General features: G+C 43.3%; 16 protein-coding genes, 2 tRNA genes and 1 other RNA gene. All 19 read left to right on the plus strand.

Going from position 1 to position 14739, the window contains the following annotated elements; genetic code table 11:
* Positions 1-278: 278 nt before the first annotated feature.
* The 19 genes from Q8R38_00845 (at position 279) to murF (ending at position 14737) form a co-directional block, all read left to right on the plus strand.
* Positions 279-650, plus strand: a complete 372-nt coding sequence (locus tag Q8R38_00845) for a hypothetical protein (GenBank protein MDP3790579.1) — start codon at positions 279-281, stop codon at positions 648-650.
* Positions 651-663: 13 nt separating this feature from the next.
* Positions 664-822: a hypothetical protein gene (locus Q8R38_00850; GenBank protein MDP3790580.1), complete on the plus strand. Its 159-nt coding sequence runs from the start codon at positions 664-666 to the stop codon at positions 820-822.
* A gap of 143 nt (positions 823-965) precedes the next feature.
* Positions 966-1508, plus strand: coding sequence for a CvpA family protein (locus Q8R38_00855; GenBank protein ID MDP3790581.1), 543 nt, complete (start codon positions 966-968; stop codon positions 1506-1508).
* A 52-nt stretch (positions 1509-1560) separates the two neighbouring features.
* A complete protein-coding gene (locus tag Q8R38_00860) occupies positions 1561-2514 on the plus strand; it encodes an NGG1p interacting factor NIF3 (protein MDP3790582.1) in 954 nt (317 codons plus the stop codon).
* A gap of 1 nt (position 2515) precedes the next feature.
* The gene (gene dnaG / locus Q8R38_00865; protein MDP3790583.1) at positions 2516-4267 is read left to right on the plus strand and encodes a DNA primase; all 1752 of its coding nucleotides are present in this window, start codon (positions 2516-2518) and stop codon (positions 4265-4267) included.
* 26 nt (positions 4268-4293) lie between these two features.
* Positions 4294-5958 (plus strand): RNA polymerase sigma factor RpoD, encoded by a 1665-nt coding sequence (gene rpoD / locus Q8R38_00870; protein ID MDP3790584.1) that lies wholly within the window; start codon positions 4294-4296, stop codon positions 5956-5958.
* A gap of 3 nt (positions 5959-5961) precedes the next feature.
* A complete protein-coding gene (locus tag Q8R38_00875; GenBank protein ID MDP3790585.1) occupies positions 5962-6267 on the plus strand; it encodes a hypothetical protein in 306 nt (101 codons plus the stop codon).
* A 53-nt stretch (positions 6268-6320) separates the two neighbouring features.
* Positions 6321-6396: transfer RNA gene (locus tag Q8R38_00880), tRNA-Ile, on the plus strand.
* Positions 6397-6445: 49 nt separating this feature from the next.
* Positions 6446-6522, plus strand: a tRNA-Val gene (locus Q8R38_00885).
* 18 nt (positions 6523-6540) lie between these two features.
* A complete protein-coding gene (locus tag Q8R38_00890) occupies positions 6541-7254 on the plus strand; it encodes a C4-type zinc ribbon domain-containing protein (protein ID MDP3790586.1) in 714 nt (237 codons plus the stop codon).
* Positions 7244-7660, plus strand: a complete 417-nt coding sequence (locus Q8R38_00895; GenBank protein ID MDP3790587.1) for a ribonuclease HI family protein — start codon at positions 7244-7246, stop codon at positions 7658-7660. The genes Q8R38_00890 and Q8R38_00895 overlap by 11 nt, the downstream gene beginning before the upstream one ends.
* Positions 7661-7662: 2 nt before the next feature.
* An RNA gene (gene rnpB, locus Q8R38_00900) (RNase P RNA component class A) lies at positions 7663-8047 on the plus strand.
* 159 nt (positions 8048-8206) lie between these two features.
* Positions 8207-8650, plus strand: a complete 444-nt coding sequence (gene mraZ, locus Q8R38_00905; protein ID MDP3790588.1) for a division/cell wall cluster transcriptional repressor MraZ — start codon at positions 8207-8209, stop codon at positions 8648-8650.
* Between the two features lie 24 nt (positions 8651-8674).
* Complete coding sequence (locus tag Q8R38_00910) at positions 8675-8860, plus strand: hypothetical protein (GenBank protein ID MDP3790589.1); 186 nt, start codon at positions 8675-8677, stop codon at positions 8858-8860.
* Between the two features lie 19 nt (positions 8861-8879).
* Positions 8880-9764, plus strand: coding sequence for a 16S rRNA (cytosine(1402)-N(4))-methyltransferase RsmH (gene rsmH / locus Q8R38_00915; protein ID MDP3790590.1), 885 nt, complete (start codon positions 8880-8882; stop codon positions 9762-9764).
* Positions 9765-9769: 5 nt separating this feature from the next.
* Complete coding sequence (locus Q8R38_00920; GenBank protein MDP3790591.1) at positions 9770-10156, plus strand: hypothetical protein; 387 nt, start codon at positions 9770-9772, stop codon at positions 10154-10156.
* A 103-nt stretch (positions 10157-10259) separates the two neighbouring features.
* Positions 10260-11906 carry a penicillin-binding transpeptidase domain-containing protein gene (locus Q8R38_00925; protein MDP3790592.1) on the plus strand — a complete coding sequence of 549 codons (1647 nt, stop codon included), beginning with the start codon at positions 10260-10262 and terminating at the stop codon, positions 11904-11906.
* A 9-nt stretch (positions 11907-11915) separates the two neighbouring features.
* On the plus strand, positions 11916-13382 hold the full coding sequence (locus Q8R38_00930) for a UDP-N-acetylmuramoyl-L-alanyl-D-glutamate--2,6-diaminopimelate ligase (GenBank protein MDP3790593.1): 1467 nt from the start codon (positions 11916-11918) through the stop codon (positions 13380-13382).
* Entirely contained in the window at positions 13379-14737 is a 1359-nt protein-coding gene (gene murF / locus Q8R38_00935) for a UDP-N-acetylmuramoyl-tripeptide--D-alanyl-D-alanine ligase (protein MDP3790594.1), read from the plus strand. Before Q8R38_00930 ends, murF begins: the two co-directional genes overlap by 4 nt.
* The last annotated feature ends 2 nt before the right edge of the window (positions 14738-14739 follow it).

A 14739-nucleotide genomic window follows, 5' to 3' on the forward strand; every position in this document is an offset into this window, starting at 1 on the left:
TCATATTCTTGCGCAACTCAAACACCCTCTCTCTATCTCTCATAATATACCTCATCTTTCCACCTCCATAATTTACCTTAAAAACAAACAAAAAACAAAAAGAGAATAAAAACTTTGTGCACACATATCGTGGATAATGCAGAAAAGTTAGTCATTCAAAAAGTTAGTATTAGTGCCTTGACGCTCATTATTATGTAATGTATACTTGTATTAAGTTGGGGGAGATATTTTTTTTGAACACTAATTAAAAAAATTTATAAAGTTTATAAGGTGACGCTATGAGGGAAGTTATATTCAAAAACTTATGGTCGGTGCAAACGCACAAAAAAGACATCTTATTAAAAGAGATGTTTGAGCGGGACGGTGTTGTCGCTAAGACCGAAAGAAGGTCTTTCTATTTTATAAAGGATGTCACGCATCTTAAAAGCGATGACGAGCTTAACAAGTGGGTAAATGTACAGGACAATAAAAGCGAGCCTATCAAAAGACATTTTCATATAATGAAAGAACATAGCGATCTAAGTGGTACCGATAGGTTTATGTGTAAAATTCTTGGCACATTCTATGCTGTCGTCGACAAAGATGTATATACGATAGCTTTTTTGCATTCTTTTAAAGTAAGTTTTGCCAAAAACTCACTGATAAAATAGCAGGAGGTGCCGCATGCCGTACACCGCAACAAGAAGGCTGCATCATATTTCGGGCAGGAAAGTATCGAAATATGCGATGTATAGAAAAGCGAGAAGGATGTGTAATGAGATAAACTCAAAACTATCTTTTTTGGAGTCCAAATTTCTGAAAAGCAGGCTCCATAACGTATAAAACAGGAGGATAGGTTAAAAAGCGAGCCGCCGCAGCGCGTTTTACGCTGCGGCGGCTATATTTATGCGCAATTTCCCGCTGCCTTGACAATGATATCATTATATGATATACTTATTAAACTTTTTATCCCCAAAGGCTATCTTATGCAAATATTGTCCAGAATAAACTGGGTAGACATCGTTGTCTTAATTCTAATGGTTAGAATAAGTTACGTAGCTTTTATGGACGGTTTGAGCCATGAGATATTTCCATTTTTTGGCACCGTAGCGGTATTTATATTAAGCCTGCATTACTATACAGGGCTTGGTGAGGCCATTTCGCAGAACCTGGGCAATATGCCGGCCGAGGTGTCAAACTGCCTGGCGTTCATAATACTGGTCGTGACGCTTGGGTTCATTATAAAGTTCATAAAGATCATTCTTGACAAGATGGTCAAGGTCCAGTGGCATCCGGTGATAGAGAAATTTGGCGGATTGTTTGTGGGTATACTGAAGGCTTATGTGATTATCGCGATGATTGTTACTATTTTGGCACTTATACCATTGTCATATCTTCAATGGTCGGTAAAGGAAAGGTCGCTTACGGGTAAGTATATATTAATGGCAGGCCCCGAAATTCACGGAAAAGCTAAAGTTTTTTTATCGGATAATTCTACCATTCCCAAAAAAGCTCCCCCCAAAAAATAGCTTTCATAAATAATAAGAGTCAGAAAAGGTTAAGAAAGTAAGGAGAGTTAAGATGAAATTAATAGACATCTATAGACTTGCCATCAAAAAAGGCATCGAAAAAGATCCGCGCTCCAAGACCCAGATAACTAAGCAGCTTTCTGAAGAGAAGAAGTATTTTCGCAAGCTCAAAGGCGTAGACGCGAAATGCTATGACAAAGAGCGCCTCGTAAATCCTTATGCTGATACAAGGATACTGTATGGGGATCCAGAAAAAGATATAAGGACAGCGATAGTTGGCGTCGACATGGAAGGGCCGGAGCTGTTGGTGGCGGACCGCCTGAATGAAAAAGGCAAAGATATAGATCTCGTTATCGCGCACCATCCGGAAGGTACCGCGTATGCCAATTTTTACGATGTAATGCATCTGCAGGAGAACGCTCTTGCCAAACTCGGTATTCCTCTTGAGATCGGAAAAGAATTGTTAAAAGAGAGGATGGGGGAGGTCGAACGCGCGGTCGCTCCGGCAAATCACTTAAGAAGCGTCGACGTAGCCAGCTTGCTGGATATTCCATTTATGTGCATACACACGCCGGCCGATAATCATGTTAATAACTATCTTCAGAAATTATTTGATACTAAAAATGCCAAAACCCTTGAAGATGTCCTGAATATACTTAAGAGTATCCCGGAGTATGCGGATGGGCTAAAGAAACATGCCGGGCCGCGCATCTTGATAGGCGATTCAAAGAAGAAGGCCGGAAAAGTGTTTGTAGATATGACCGGCGGCACGGAAGGGCCCAAGAGAATATTTTCGCGCCTCTCCCAGGCCGGTGTAGGCACTATAGTGGCGATGCACTTGGGTGAAGAGCATTTTAAAAACGCGAAGGCCGAGATGATAAACGTCGTTATAGCGGGCCATATTGCCAGTGATAATCTCGGGCTGAATCTAATTTTGGATGAAATCGAAAAGAAAGAGAAGATGCGCATAATCCCTTGTTCGGGATTTGTCAGAGTAAGAAGATAGAATGGCGATACCGCAGAATATAATAGACCAGATACAGACCAGGTCGGACATAGTAGAGGTCATATCGCGCTATATCCCGCTTCAGAAGGCAGGCAGGAATTATAGAGCGCCGTGCCCTTTTCACCATGAGAAGACGCCATCTTTTATAGTCAGTCCTGATAAGCAGATATATCATTGTTTTGGCTGCGGTGCCGGCGGCAACGTGTTTAGTTTTGTGATGAAGCATGAAAACCTGGAATTTCCCGAAGCGGTAGAGGCGCTGGCTGAAAAGGCCGGCATAAAATTGCCGCGTTTTGGCCCGCAGGGTAAGGAGTTTTCCTCTCTTGCGAACCAGCTATATAAGATAAACGAACTCGCGATATCCTTTTTCCAGGAAAACCTTAATCGTAACCAGGCGGCAAAAGATTACCTGGTCTCAAGAGGCATAGGCGAAGAGATAATAAAAAACTTCAGGATAGGCTATGCCCCTGACGGCTGGGAAAACGGATTGAATTTTTTTAAGAAGAGAAGCATTGATGGCGCGATCCTTGAAAAGGCGGGCCTGGCGATATCCAATGAGAAGGGCGGCTACTACGACAGGTTCAGAAAACGCCTCATGTTCCCAATATTTGATCTTAAGGGCAGGGTGTTAGGGTTTGGCGGGAGAGTGCTGGATTCGAGCCTTCCAAAATATATGAATTCACCTGAGACATGCATATATTCGAAGGGCCGGCATTTATATGGGTTAAATCTCAGCAAAGACGAAATAAAGAAGCAGGGTTATGCGCTGATAGTGGAAGGTTATCTCGATTTTATCATACCCTATCAGGCCGGCGCGAAGAATATAATAGCTACGCTGGGCACGGCTCTTACTATAGACCAGGTGAAGCTTTTAAAGCGGTTTGCTAACACCAGTATAATGGTATATGACCCGGATGAGGCAGGCGAAGCGGCAAGCCTGCGCAATATGGATATGTTCATAGGTGAAGGGGTGAATGTTTATATAGCGGAGCTGCCCAAAGGATTTGACCCCGATAATTATATACGAAAATTCGGGACGGATGATTTCATAAAGATGACAAAGTCCAGTAAGAACCTATTTGATTACAAGCTGTACAAACTGTCATCCAGATTCGATATTAAAACAGCGCATGGCAAGGCTGCGATAGCCGGAGAGATGCTGCCGACCATTTCCAGGATAGAGAACGCGGTGTTGAGATCGAATCTCGTGAAGAAATTAGCTGAAAAATTATCCGTGGACGAAGAGTCAATAAGGACCGAATTAAGAAAAGTAAAACCGGATTATGGGGCGCGTACCTATAATGTTACGCCGGTGGAAGCAAGGAAGGATTCGAAGAGCGCCGAGAAGATGGTATTGGCCCTGCTGCTTGAAGGGGAGAGTTTTGTGCGGCGCGCCAAGGAGTCGCTGACATTGGATGAGTATAAGGACTCGCTGGTAAGAGATGTTATCAAAGCGGTTTACGATCTATCAAGAGAAGAAAAGAATATAACAGCCGTCAGGCTGATGAATCATTTCGACAATAACGAAGACGCTTCAGATCTTATATCCGAGGTTGTCCATATATCGGAGACGCTGGATAATAAAGACAAGATACTCTTGGATTGTATAGCAAAGATAAAGAGGGACAACGTAAAGGACAGGCTCTCAAGGCTTCAGGACGCCATAAAGGTTGCGCATGCTTCTAACGATGACAATTTGGTTACGAAGCTTGTTAGTGAGTATACCGAGCTTTTGAAAGTGAATAAGACTTAAGAATGAAAAAAAGTAAAAGGAAGATAATGAAAAGAAGAAAAATAATCAGAAGGCCCAGGATGAAGAGTATCTTCAAGAAATTCGACCTGAGGGCCAAGAACAAAAAAGAAGTGAAGCCGGAAATTAAAGAACCGGCGGCAAAGAGGAAGATATCCAAGGAACTTTCCGAACTGATAGCCCTGGGTAAGGAGAAGGGGCATCTTACGTTCGAAGAGGTCAATAATATACTGCCTGTAGATATAGTTTCTTCGGAAGAGATAGATGAAATACTAAGCGTATTAGGCGATGAAAATATAAAACTTGTAGATACAGAAGAGGAACTTACCGAAAAACCCGCGGAAGAAGGAGTGGAAGAAAAGAAGGAAGAGGTGGCGCCGGTTGTGGAAGAGCCCGCCAGGACGGTGCAGGTAGACGACCCGGTAAAGATGTATCTGCGGCAGATGGGCCAGATATCGCTTTTGACCAGAAAAGAAGAACTTGAAATAGCCGGTAAGATAAAAGATTCGGAAGGTAAGCTGAGGGATGTCGTTTCAGATCTTCCGGTTGCTAAGACTAAAGCGCTTGAAATACTGGACAAGGCCTTAAAGGAAGAGGTAAATGTAGAAGAGTTCCTCAATATAGATCCAAAGTTTAAGCTTTCAAGACTGAAGAAGAAGATGGCGAGCCTGGCGGATGGCTTGAGAAAAGCCAGGACCCCTTCGAGCATAGGACGGCTGGTAAAAGAGGCTAATTTCGCGATGCCGGTTGTTGAAGAGATGGTGAAGAAAATAGAGGAATGCCTTGTAGAACATTCCAAAGTCGAAGGGCAGTTAGCCAGAGCCAGAAAATCAAGAAGCAGGGATGATATTAAAAGGCTGCGTAAGCAAAAGAACAGAATTGAAAGGGATCTTGGTGAGCCCGCTGACGAAATGCGGGAACATTTTAAGCTCGTAAAATCATGCGAGATTAAACTTAATAAGCATAAGAAGGAACTTGTTGCGGCAAATTTAAGGCTTGTGGTAAGCATTGCCAAAAAATATACCAATAGAGGCCTCTCATTTTTAGATCTCATACAGGAAGGTAATATCGGGCTTATGAAGGCTGTCGATAAGTTCGAATATAAGAGAGGATATAAATTTTCCACATATGCGACATGGTGGATAAGGCAGGCTATAACACGTTCGATAGCCGACCAGTCCAGGACGATAAGGATACCTGTGCATATGACAGAGACTATAAATAAATTGATAAGGATATCCAGATCGCTCGTCCAGGAAAATGGAAAGGAGCCGACGCCTGAAGAGATAGCGCACAAGATGAGGATGCCCGTAGACAAGGTAAGAGGCATCCTTAAGATAGCGCAGGAGCCAATTTCACTGCAGACGCCTATAGGCGAAGAGGGTGATACGCATTTCGGTGATTTCATAGAGGACAAAAGAGCTGTGTCTCCTGCAAATGCTACGGCCTATTCCATGTTGAAGGAAGAGATGGATGACGTATTGGGTACTTTGACAGAGCGCGAAAAGAAGGTATTGAGGCTGCGGTTTGGAATAGGTGACGGTTATCCGAGGACGCTTGAAGAGGTGGGTGCCATATTTAAGGTTACCAGGGAGCGCGTCCGACAAATAGAAGCGAAGGCATTGAGGAAGCTGAGACATCCGACGCGTTCAAGAAGATTGAAGAACTTTTTGGCAATGGGCTCGGGCGAGTAAGTTATGCTGAAAAAAAGCGTTATCTTTTTTATCGCGACTTGTCTGTTAATGTTAGCCGCAGATTATGCGCATAGCGTATACCTAAAGGACGTTGGCCAGCAGGTGGAAGGCAGACAGCTGACCAATAAGAAGATGTGGACAAAGATTTTAAGGGATATGCCGGCCCGGCAGATAAAGGATATATTAGGAGAGCCGGAACGCGCGGTGGAAGGTGTTACTACGATATGGTTTTATCAAAAGGGCGGCAGCGTGGAATTTTCTAATGGCAAAGTCATTAAATGGATCAAGCCCTATTCCTGGGATTATTAAATCCGCTTTACACTTTCCTGATAATTCAGTATAATAACACCTTCTAAAATAGTGGGCCCGTAGCTCAGTCGGTAGAGCAGGAGACTCATAATCTCTTGGTCCAAGGTTCGAGTCCTTGCGGGCCCACCATACTAGTTCAGTTTACGAGTTGTTTGTAAGGTTAGCGGGTATAGAGGGCGGGCACTTAGCTCAGCTGGTTAGAGCGCTGCGCTCACATCGCAGAGGTCAGAGGTTCGAGTCCTCCAGTGCCCACCACTTCCTGGAAATTATTTTATGATAAATCTCGAAGAACAGATTAAGTTACTGGTCGAACTCCAAGGGCTCGATACGCAAATTTTCAGGCGCGAAAAAGACCTATTTGACATGCCTGAAAATTTAAAGAAGCTCGACGAAGAGTTTAAAGCCAAGATGGCAGGCCTGAAAGCCCTCGAGGATAATTTAAAATCCATGCAGGTAAAGCGCAGGGACAGGGAGAATGATCTGGCGACTAAAGAAGGCTCTATAAAGAAACTGCAGACGCAGCTGTATCAGCTTAAGACAAACAAAGAATTCTCTACGATGCAGGAAGAGATAGCCAGGATCAAAGCGGATAACTCTTTGATAGAAGAAGATATTTTAAAGATATTCGATCAGGTTGATATTGAAAATGGGAAGATCTCAAAGGAAAAAGAATTTTTGAAGGGCGAAGAGGTAAAGCTGAATGACCAGAAACGTAAAGTAGAAGAAGAGACCAAGCGCATAAAAGCAGAAGCAGATTCACTAAAGACGCAAAGGGTTGCGCTTGTGGAAAAGGTGGATAAGACAATTCTTGCCAGATATGACAGGATAATAAAGGCGAAAGACGGCCTTGCGGTAGTGCCGGTGGCAGGCGGATCATGCCAGGGATGTTTCAGGATACTTCCTTTTCAGGTTATACACGAGATAAGGATGAAGAAGGATCTTGTTATTTGTGGAAGCTGCGCTCGGATACTTTACCTTGAAGAATAAGCGCCTTGAAATTTATGTAGATGGCGGTGCCAGAGGCAATCCGGGTCCTGCGGGGGTCGGAGTTGTTATACTGGATGCCGGTGGCAAGAAGATAAAAGATGTTTCGAAATATATAGGCGAGGCCACAAATAATATCGCGGAATACAACGCGCTTATCTATGGCCTGGAAGAAGCTCTGATGCTAAGAGCCGACGAGGTAAAAATAAATCTGGATAGCGAGCTTGTAGTCAAGCAGATCAATGGTGAGTATCGAGTAAAAGATGCGAACCTGAAACCGCTTTTTGAAAGAGCGCTTAATATGTTGAAGAGTTTTAAGAATTTCGAGATTAATCACATAGACCGCTCAAAGAATAAAGAAGCGGATAAGCTGGTAAATAGAGCTATTAACTTAGCGAGTTTAATATAGTTTTAGCGAGCCGGATGGTCGCCCGCCGATAAGATCGGCGAGAGGAAAGTCCGAGCTCTAAAGAGCAGCGTAACGGCTAATGGCCGTCCGTCGAAAGACGAGGATTAGAGGACAGAGACGAGGCTCCGTCAATTGTTGTATGACGGAGAGTGAGACGACCAATCTCTACGCGGAGCAAGACCAAATAGGTCTCGATTAAGGAGTTGCTCGCTCCTACTGCAAATTGATCTTCGTTAGCGGGTAGTAAATTCCGCGAAGCGAAACACGTCAGTATCGAGACGGGTAAGGTCGCTTGATCCTGCCAGTAATGGCGGGACTAGATAGATGACCATCTCATTCTGTGCAAACAGGATAAGACAAAACTCGGCTTACAGGCTCGCTAATATTTAAAGGGCGCTTCAATTCGAAGCGCCCTTTTTGTTCCTCATCCCATCAGTACTATTAGCAATAAATATACATGATAAATGCTTGACATGGGTGGTGGCATAGTGTATACTTTATATCACGTAGTGGTGAAAAGTGGTATAAAGTGGAGGAAGGCCATCTGTGTTCTACGGTGAATATGAGCATACAATAGATAAGAAGGGCAGGATCATCATCCCGTCGAAGTTCCGTGATTTTTTAAAGGAATACGACATAAAAAAGATGTTCGTCACAAGAGGCCTTGATAAGTGCCTCTTTTTATTTACCGAAGATGAATGGAAGACGCAGGAGGCAAAATTTAAATCCATTCCGTTTACAAAATCTGAATCGAGAAAATTTAACAGGCTTTATTTTTCCGGCGCGGCTCTGGTCGAATGCGATGCGCAGGGCAGAATCCTTCTTCCGAAATATCTTAAGGATTTTGCCGAGATAAAAAGGGACATAATGTTTATCGGCGTTTCGAACAGAATGGAAGTCTGGTCGAAAGAAGTATGGCAGGAGTATTATAAAACTTCCAAAGGCTCTTACGAAGAGATAGCCGAAAGCCTAATGTCTGCGGAAGGGTAATAATATAGATCGGAGGTGGCTTGTATGAGTCCCAGATATCGCAAGTGCGGCAAAAAAGTAAAACTCTATAATGCCAACATGGACGCGTTTATCGAGCGCTTAAGAAGAGTAAGGGCTCTTAACAGCGATCCGTCCTTTTTTGGCATGGATTCAGATAACGTGAAAAAATTTTCTTTCCATAAGTTCGAGATATTAACAAAACTTTTATAATAAGCGGAGTATCTGTAGTGTGCATCAGAGTGTAATGATTGAAGAGGCTATAAGTTCTTTGAATTTGAAACACGGTTCAATCGTGGTAGACGGGACGGTCGGCGGCGGCGGGCATTCTCTCCAGATACTTAAGATGATAACCCCGGCCGGCCGCATGATAGGCATAGACGCGGACGCCAGCGTGTTAAAGATAGCGCAGGAAAGATTAAAAGATTTTAGCGGCTCTTTCACATTAGTGAATGACAACTTCAGGAATATCGACAGGATACTCTCGAAAGAGAACGCAAAAGACTTGGACGCCATCCTTTTGGATATCGGCATATCGTCTTACCAAATAGAAGATACGTCAAGAGGGTTTAGTATAAAAAACAATAGCCGTCTCGACATGAGGATGGATCCCAGGTCCGGCATAACGGCCTATGATATCGTAAATAGGTACAGCGAAAAAGACCTGTCGGATATTATAGAAGAATACGGCGAAGAGAGGTTCCATAATAAAGTTGCCCGCTACATAGTTTACGCAAGGCAGAAAAAACCGATAGAGACAACTCAGGAATTGGCGCTGATTGTGCGCAGGGCAGTCGGATACAGATACAGAAATTCCAGGATAGATCCTGCGACGCGGACATTCCAGGCTATAAGGATAGAGGTAAACGACGAACTTAGATCCCTGGAAGAAGGTTTAAAGAGCGCTATATTTTGGCTGAAAACCGGCGGACGGATAGTAGTGATATCGTTCCATTCGCTTGAAGATAGAATAGTAAAGAATTTGTTTAAAGGGTATGCGGAATTAGGGATTTTAAAAATTATAACAAAAAAGCCTTTGACGCCTTCGCAGGATGAAGTATTTAATAATCCGCGCGCAAGAAGCGCAAAGATGAGAGTAGCGGAAAGGATTAAATAGCAATTATGAGAATCGCAAGGTACGCGATATCGATATTGATATTAACGGTCGCGGCGTTAGTATATGTTCACCAGCAGATAGAGCTGGTTAAGTTAAGTTACGAAATAGATTGCAAGGATAAAAAGGTCAAGGAGATGCTTGACCAGAGGGATATCCTGCGTTATAATATATCCAATTTAGAGTCACCCTCCAGGTTGGAGAACGCTCTTTCGCTGAAGAAGGTCGCGGTTTCTTACCCTAAGAAGGGGCAGGTTATTATTTTGTCAAAGGCGCATTCGTATTCAAGAGCTTTGCCTGTTTTGGGCACATCTAATCTCGAAGAACGGACGCCCATTTTTAGATTTTTTGATTTTCTCGCAGGACGCGCAGAAGCGCACGCCAGAGAAAAATAGATTTTAATAGCATAAGCACAGTTTTAAGGATTTTCAGTTCGTGCATAGCGGAATTTTTAGGACTCGCCAGGTATTCGTCTTTCTTTTTTTTCTCCTATCTTTAATGCTTCTTATCGTACGTCTATTTTATCTCCAGGCAGTAAGATATCCTTTTTTTCATAAGTTAGCCAATGAAGAGCACGCATTTTCTGAAAAACTACAGCCGAAAAGAGGAACCATATTCGACAGAAATATGCGCGTTCTCGCGGTTAATCTTAACAGGGAATCAGTATTTGCAAATCCACGCCAGATAAAAGATAAAAACCAGGCCGCAAAAATCCTCGCTTCCGTATTAAGTTTAGATAAAAATGTTGTTGCGGAAAAAATTTCCAGAGACAAAGGGTTCGTGTGGATAAAGAGGAAGATTACCACAAAAGAAGCCCTTGACCTGAAAAAATGCAATCTTAAAGGCATAGACTTTGTCGAAGAGTCAAAGAGATTCTATCCCAACCTGCAGTTAGCATGCCACGTTCTCGGCTCTGTCGATATCGACAACAAGGGCTTGGAAGGCCTCGAATCCCTTTATAATAGTTATCTTAAAGGCGAGGGCGGGTGGCTGGTATCTATGCAGGACGCGAAGAAAAACCTGTTAAAATCCTACCAGGAAGAATTTTTGGCCCCGAGAAATGGTTACAACCTTGTACTTACGATAGACGACGTTATACAGAATATAGCCGAAAGAGAACTATTTAAAATGTACGATAAATATCACGCGAAAGGCGCGTCTATTGTAGTGATGGATCCAAAGAATGGCGATATCCTCGCGCTTGCCAGTTATCCCAATTTTAACCTTAACAATGTGTCTAACAGGTCAACGGAATCTTTAAGAAACAGGGCTATAAATGATTTTTTTGAACCGGGAAGCATATTTAAGATCATTACCGCGAGCGCCGCTCTTGAAGAAAATGTAGTAAATTTCAATGACAAGTTTAATTGCGAAAACGGCGCCTGGAAGATAGGCAAAAGGGTTTTACATGACCACAGGCCGCATGGTATATTAACATTTAAGGAGGTCATTGAAAAATCCAGCAACATAGGTACGGTAAAAGTAGCCAGTCTTTTTGGACCCAAGAAGATGTATGAGTATATGCGTCTTTTCGGATTTTATGAAAGGACAGGCATAGATTTGCCGGGTGAGGTAGTAGGCATGAACAGGCCCCTGGCTGGCTGGACCCCATCAAGCATGTATGCGATACCGATGGGTCAGGAGGTGACCTCCACGACCATGCAGCTTGCGCGCGCGATGGCGGTTATAGCGGATAACGGATTTTTAGTCAAACCCCGTATAGTTAAAAAGATCATAGATGAAGATGGCGAAGTGGTGAAAGAGTTTCCTATCCAGGTGACGAGGAAGGTCATTTCTCCACAGGTTGCGGCCAAGGTAAGAGGGCTCCTGATGGGTGTCATTGAATCCGGCACAGGGCAAAAGGCCAAGATGGAAGAGTTCAGCGCGGGAGGAAAGACCGGCACGGCGCAGAAGGTAATCGGTGGTTTGTACTCGCACGATAGCTTTGTGGCTTCATTTATAGGTTTTGCTCCGGTGTCGAAACCGGTCCTCGCTGTAGCTGTATGTGTTGATGAGCCGCGGCCTGTATATTATGGAGGTGATGTGGCCGCTCCTGTTTTTAAAAATGTCGTAGACGAGTCTTTAAAATACCTTAATATAAAAGATGCATATATGCCTGTGAGGCAGGCCATCGCGAAGCGATAGATAATATTTATGCCCCGAATAAAAAATATATTTAATGGAATAAAATACAAGTCAGGCGCGGACTATTCAGCTATAAATATAAAAGCCATCAAGGATGATTCCAGGCAAGTCAAAAAAAGAGACCTATTTATAGCGACGCGCGGATATAGCACGGATGGGTACAGGTTTATAGGCCAGGCCATAAAGAATGGCGCGAGTGTTGTAGTTTCAGACAGGGACTTCAGGGCTCCCGGAGATATAAAAAAGATAATAGTCAAAGACGCCCGCCTCGCAGTTCCCGCGATAGCGAGTAATTTTTATGGTCATCCATCAGGCGTTTTAAAGCTCGTTGGAATTACCGGTACGAACGGGAAGACCACTATAACATATTTAATGGAAAACATCCTTAAGGCCGCGAAGAAGAGATCCGGAGTCATAGGTACGATAAATTACAGGATAAATGGTAGCCAGATACCCGCCACTAACACTACGCCGGGGGCGTTGGCCCTACAGTCGCTATTGTATCAAATGCTAAAGAACAAGACGAAATATGTGCTGATGGAAGTATCGAGCCACTCACTTGATCAGGATAGGGTGGGCAAAGTATTTTTTGATGTGGGTGTGTTTACAAATATCACAAAAGAGCATCTCGACTATCATAAGACGCTCAAGAATTATCTTAAAGCCAAAACAAAATTATTCGAAAAATTGAAAAGAGATGGTGTGGCCGTGCTTAATAATGATGACAGGATGGTCGCGTCATTAAGATCCGGCATAAATAAAAAAGTTCTCACCTATGGTATCAATAAAAATTCAGATGTGACGGCAAGCAATATCAGTTTATCGATGGATTCCTCAAGCTTTACAGTCAAAACTCCAAAGGGGTCGTTTAATGTTACAACGAGGCTTATAGGCAGGCATAACATTTCGAATATTTTGGCAAGCGTGGCAGTGTCAATAGCGCTGGGTATCAAGCCGGGCGCTATAAAGAGCGGGATAGAATCTTTTAAGGTTGTGCCCGGCAGATTAGAGCCTGTAGAGGAAGGTCAGCAGTTTAAGGTATTCGTAGATTATGCTCATACGGAAGACGCTCTGCATAATGTTTTGAGCCTTTTGAAGGATGTGACCACGGCAGGCAGGATAATAACAGTCTTTGGCTGCGGAGGGAACAGGGACAGGGCGAAGCGGCCGCTTATGGGCAGTGTGGCATGTAAATTCTCCGACAGAGTCGTAGTGACGTCCGACAACCCGAGATTTGAGGATCCAATGTCGATCATATCGCAGATCGAAGAAGGCATAAAAGATAAATTTGCAAATTACGATATAGTTCCGGATAGACATGACGCGATAAACAAGGCATTGACAATGGCACGGAAGGGAGACGTTGTATTGATTGCCGGCAAAGGGCATGAAAAATGCCAGATAGTTAATGACAAGGCGCTTGCTTTTGATGATTGCGAAGTGACCTCATCAATACTTAGGACGATTATAGTATGAAAATTGAAGAAATTTTGAAAATAACAAAAGGGAAACTGTTATCCGGTGATATATCGGCCGAGATAGACCCCGCGTTGATATCGACCGATTCCAGAAATATAAAAAAAGGCGAATTCTTTTTGCCGTTGAAGGGTAGTAATTTTGACGGCGAAGAATTTATCGGCGATGTATTTAAAAAGGGCGCTATAGGCACATTTACAACGCATAGTGCGCGATATGCGGCGCATGCCAATAAGATAATTGTAAAAGTCAGCGATACGACACTGGCGCTGCAGAAGATAGCGCATCACCACAGGATGAAATACGATATCCCTGTCATAGGCGTTACCGGCAGTAACGGGAAGACAACGACTAAAGATATGATATCCCAGGTGCTTTCCAAAAAATTTAATATATTAAAGAATGAAGGGACTAAGAATAACCACATCGGTTTACCGCAAACGCTTTTAAAGTTGAATAAGAAACATGATATATGTGTACTGGAGATGGGGACGAATCATAAAGGCGAGATACGCCTATTGGCGGATATCGCAAGGCCGGGAATAGTGGTAATAACGAATATAGGGCCATCCCACCTGAAATTTTTGAAAGATTTGAAAGGGGTTTTTGAGGCCAAGAAAGAGATATTCGAGTTCTTAGGCAAGGATGGCCTGGCGGTAGTTAATGGTGATGATAAATATCTGTCGGAGCACAAGGGCGGAGCTTTTAAGATCGTAAAATTCGGCTTTGATGAAAGAAATGACTTCAGAGCCTCTCTTATTAGCGCCGGATTTGATGGCATAGAATTTTTATTGAATGATAGTACGCGATTTACACTGAATGTATTGGGAACGCATAATACCTACAATGCTTTAGCCGCTATAGCCCTGGCTCGCCATTTTAAGTTAAGTTTTGAATTAATAAGAAAAGGCCTCGCCGAATATAAGCCTACCTACATGAGGCTTAATATAAAAGAGATAGGCGGATTGATAGTTATAGATGACTCGTACAATTCAAATCCTTCATCAATGGTATGCGCTCTCCAGACCATGAAAGATCTGCCCGCAAGGTCCAAGTGGGTAGTAAGCGCTGATATGCTTGAGTTGGGATTGAGGGAGGATTATTTTCACAGGATGGTAGGCGAGTCTGTGGCTAAATTGGGTTTTAAGGGGTTACTTACCTATGGAAGCTTATCCCAGCATACATATTGCCGCGCCCTTGAGTGCGGAATGGATAAAGAGAACATATGGCACTGTTCTACCCGCGACCAGGTAGCCGATATACTGCGTAAAGTAGCCAAAAAAGGTGATGCTATATTGGTAAAGGGGTCGCGCGCGATGAAGATGGAAGAGATAATAGAAAAGCTGAAGGCTTAAAA

It is taken from the genome of Candidatus Omnitrophota bacterium (assembly GCA_030695905.1).
Taxonomy (GTDB): Bacteria; Omnitrophota; Gorgyraeia; order 2-01-FULL-45-10; family 2-01-FULL-45-10; genus CAZHPY01.

What these genes read in the sequence shown, in the direction of transcription:
- Q8R38_00845 (MDP3790579.1), top strand. Translation starts at nt 279, where the DNA reads ATGAGGGAAGTTATATTCAAAAACTTATGGTCGGTGCAAACGCACAAA.
- Q8R38_00850 (MDP3790580.1), top strand. Translation starts at nt 664, where the DNA reads ATGCCGTACACCGCAACAAGAAGGCTGCATCATATTTCGGGCAGGAAA.
- Q8R38_00855 (MDP3790581.1), top strand. Translation starts at nt 966, where the DNA reads ATGCAAATATTGTCCAGAATAAACTGGGTAGACATCGTTGTCTTAATT.
- Q8R38_00860 (MDP3790582.1), top strand. Translation starts at nt 1,561, where the DNA reads ATGAAATTAATAGACATCTATAGACTTGCCATCAAAAAAGGCATCGAA.
- dnaG (MDP3790583.1), top strand. Translation starts at nt 2,516, where the DNA reads ATGGCGATACCGCAGAATATAATAGACCAGATACAGACCAGGTCGGAC.
- rpoD (MDP3790584.1), top strand. Translation starts at nt 4,294, where the DNA reads ATGAAAAGAAGAAAAATAATCAGAAGGCCCAGGATGAAGAGTATCTTC.
- Q8R38_00875 (MDP3790585.1), top strand. Translation starts at nt 5,962, where the DNA reads ATGCTGAAAAAAAGCGTTATCTTTTTTATCGCGACTTGTCTGTTAATG.
- Q8R38_00890 (MDP3790586.1), top strand. Translation starts at nt 6,541, where the DNA reads ATGATAAATCTCGAAGAACAGATTAAGTTACTGGTCGAACTCCAAGGG.
- Q8R38_00910 (MDP3790589.1), top strand. Translation starts at nt 8,675, where the DNA reads ATGAGTCCCAGATATCGCAAGTGCGGCAAAAAAGTAAAACTCTATAAT.
- Q8R38_00920 (MDP3790591.1), top strand. Translation starts at nt 9,770, where the DNA reads ATGAGAATCGCAAGGTACGCGATATCGATATTGATATTAACGGTCGCG.
- Q8R38_00925 (MDP3790592.1), top strand. Translation starts at nt 10,260, where the DNA reads ATGCTTCTTATCGTACGTCTATTTTATCTCCAGGCAGTAAGATATCCT.
- Q8R38_00930 (MDP3790593.1), top strand. Translation starts at nt 11,916, where the DNA reads ATGCCCCGAATAAAAAATATATTTAATGGAATAAAATACAAGTCAGGC.
- murF (MDP3790594.1), top strand. Translation starts at nt 13,379, where the DNA reads ATGAAAATTGAAGAAATTTTGAAAATAACAAAAGGGAAACTGTTATCC.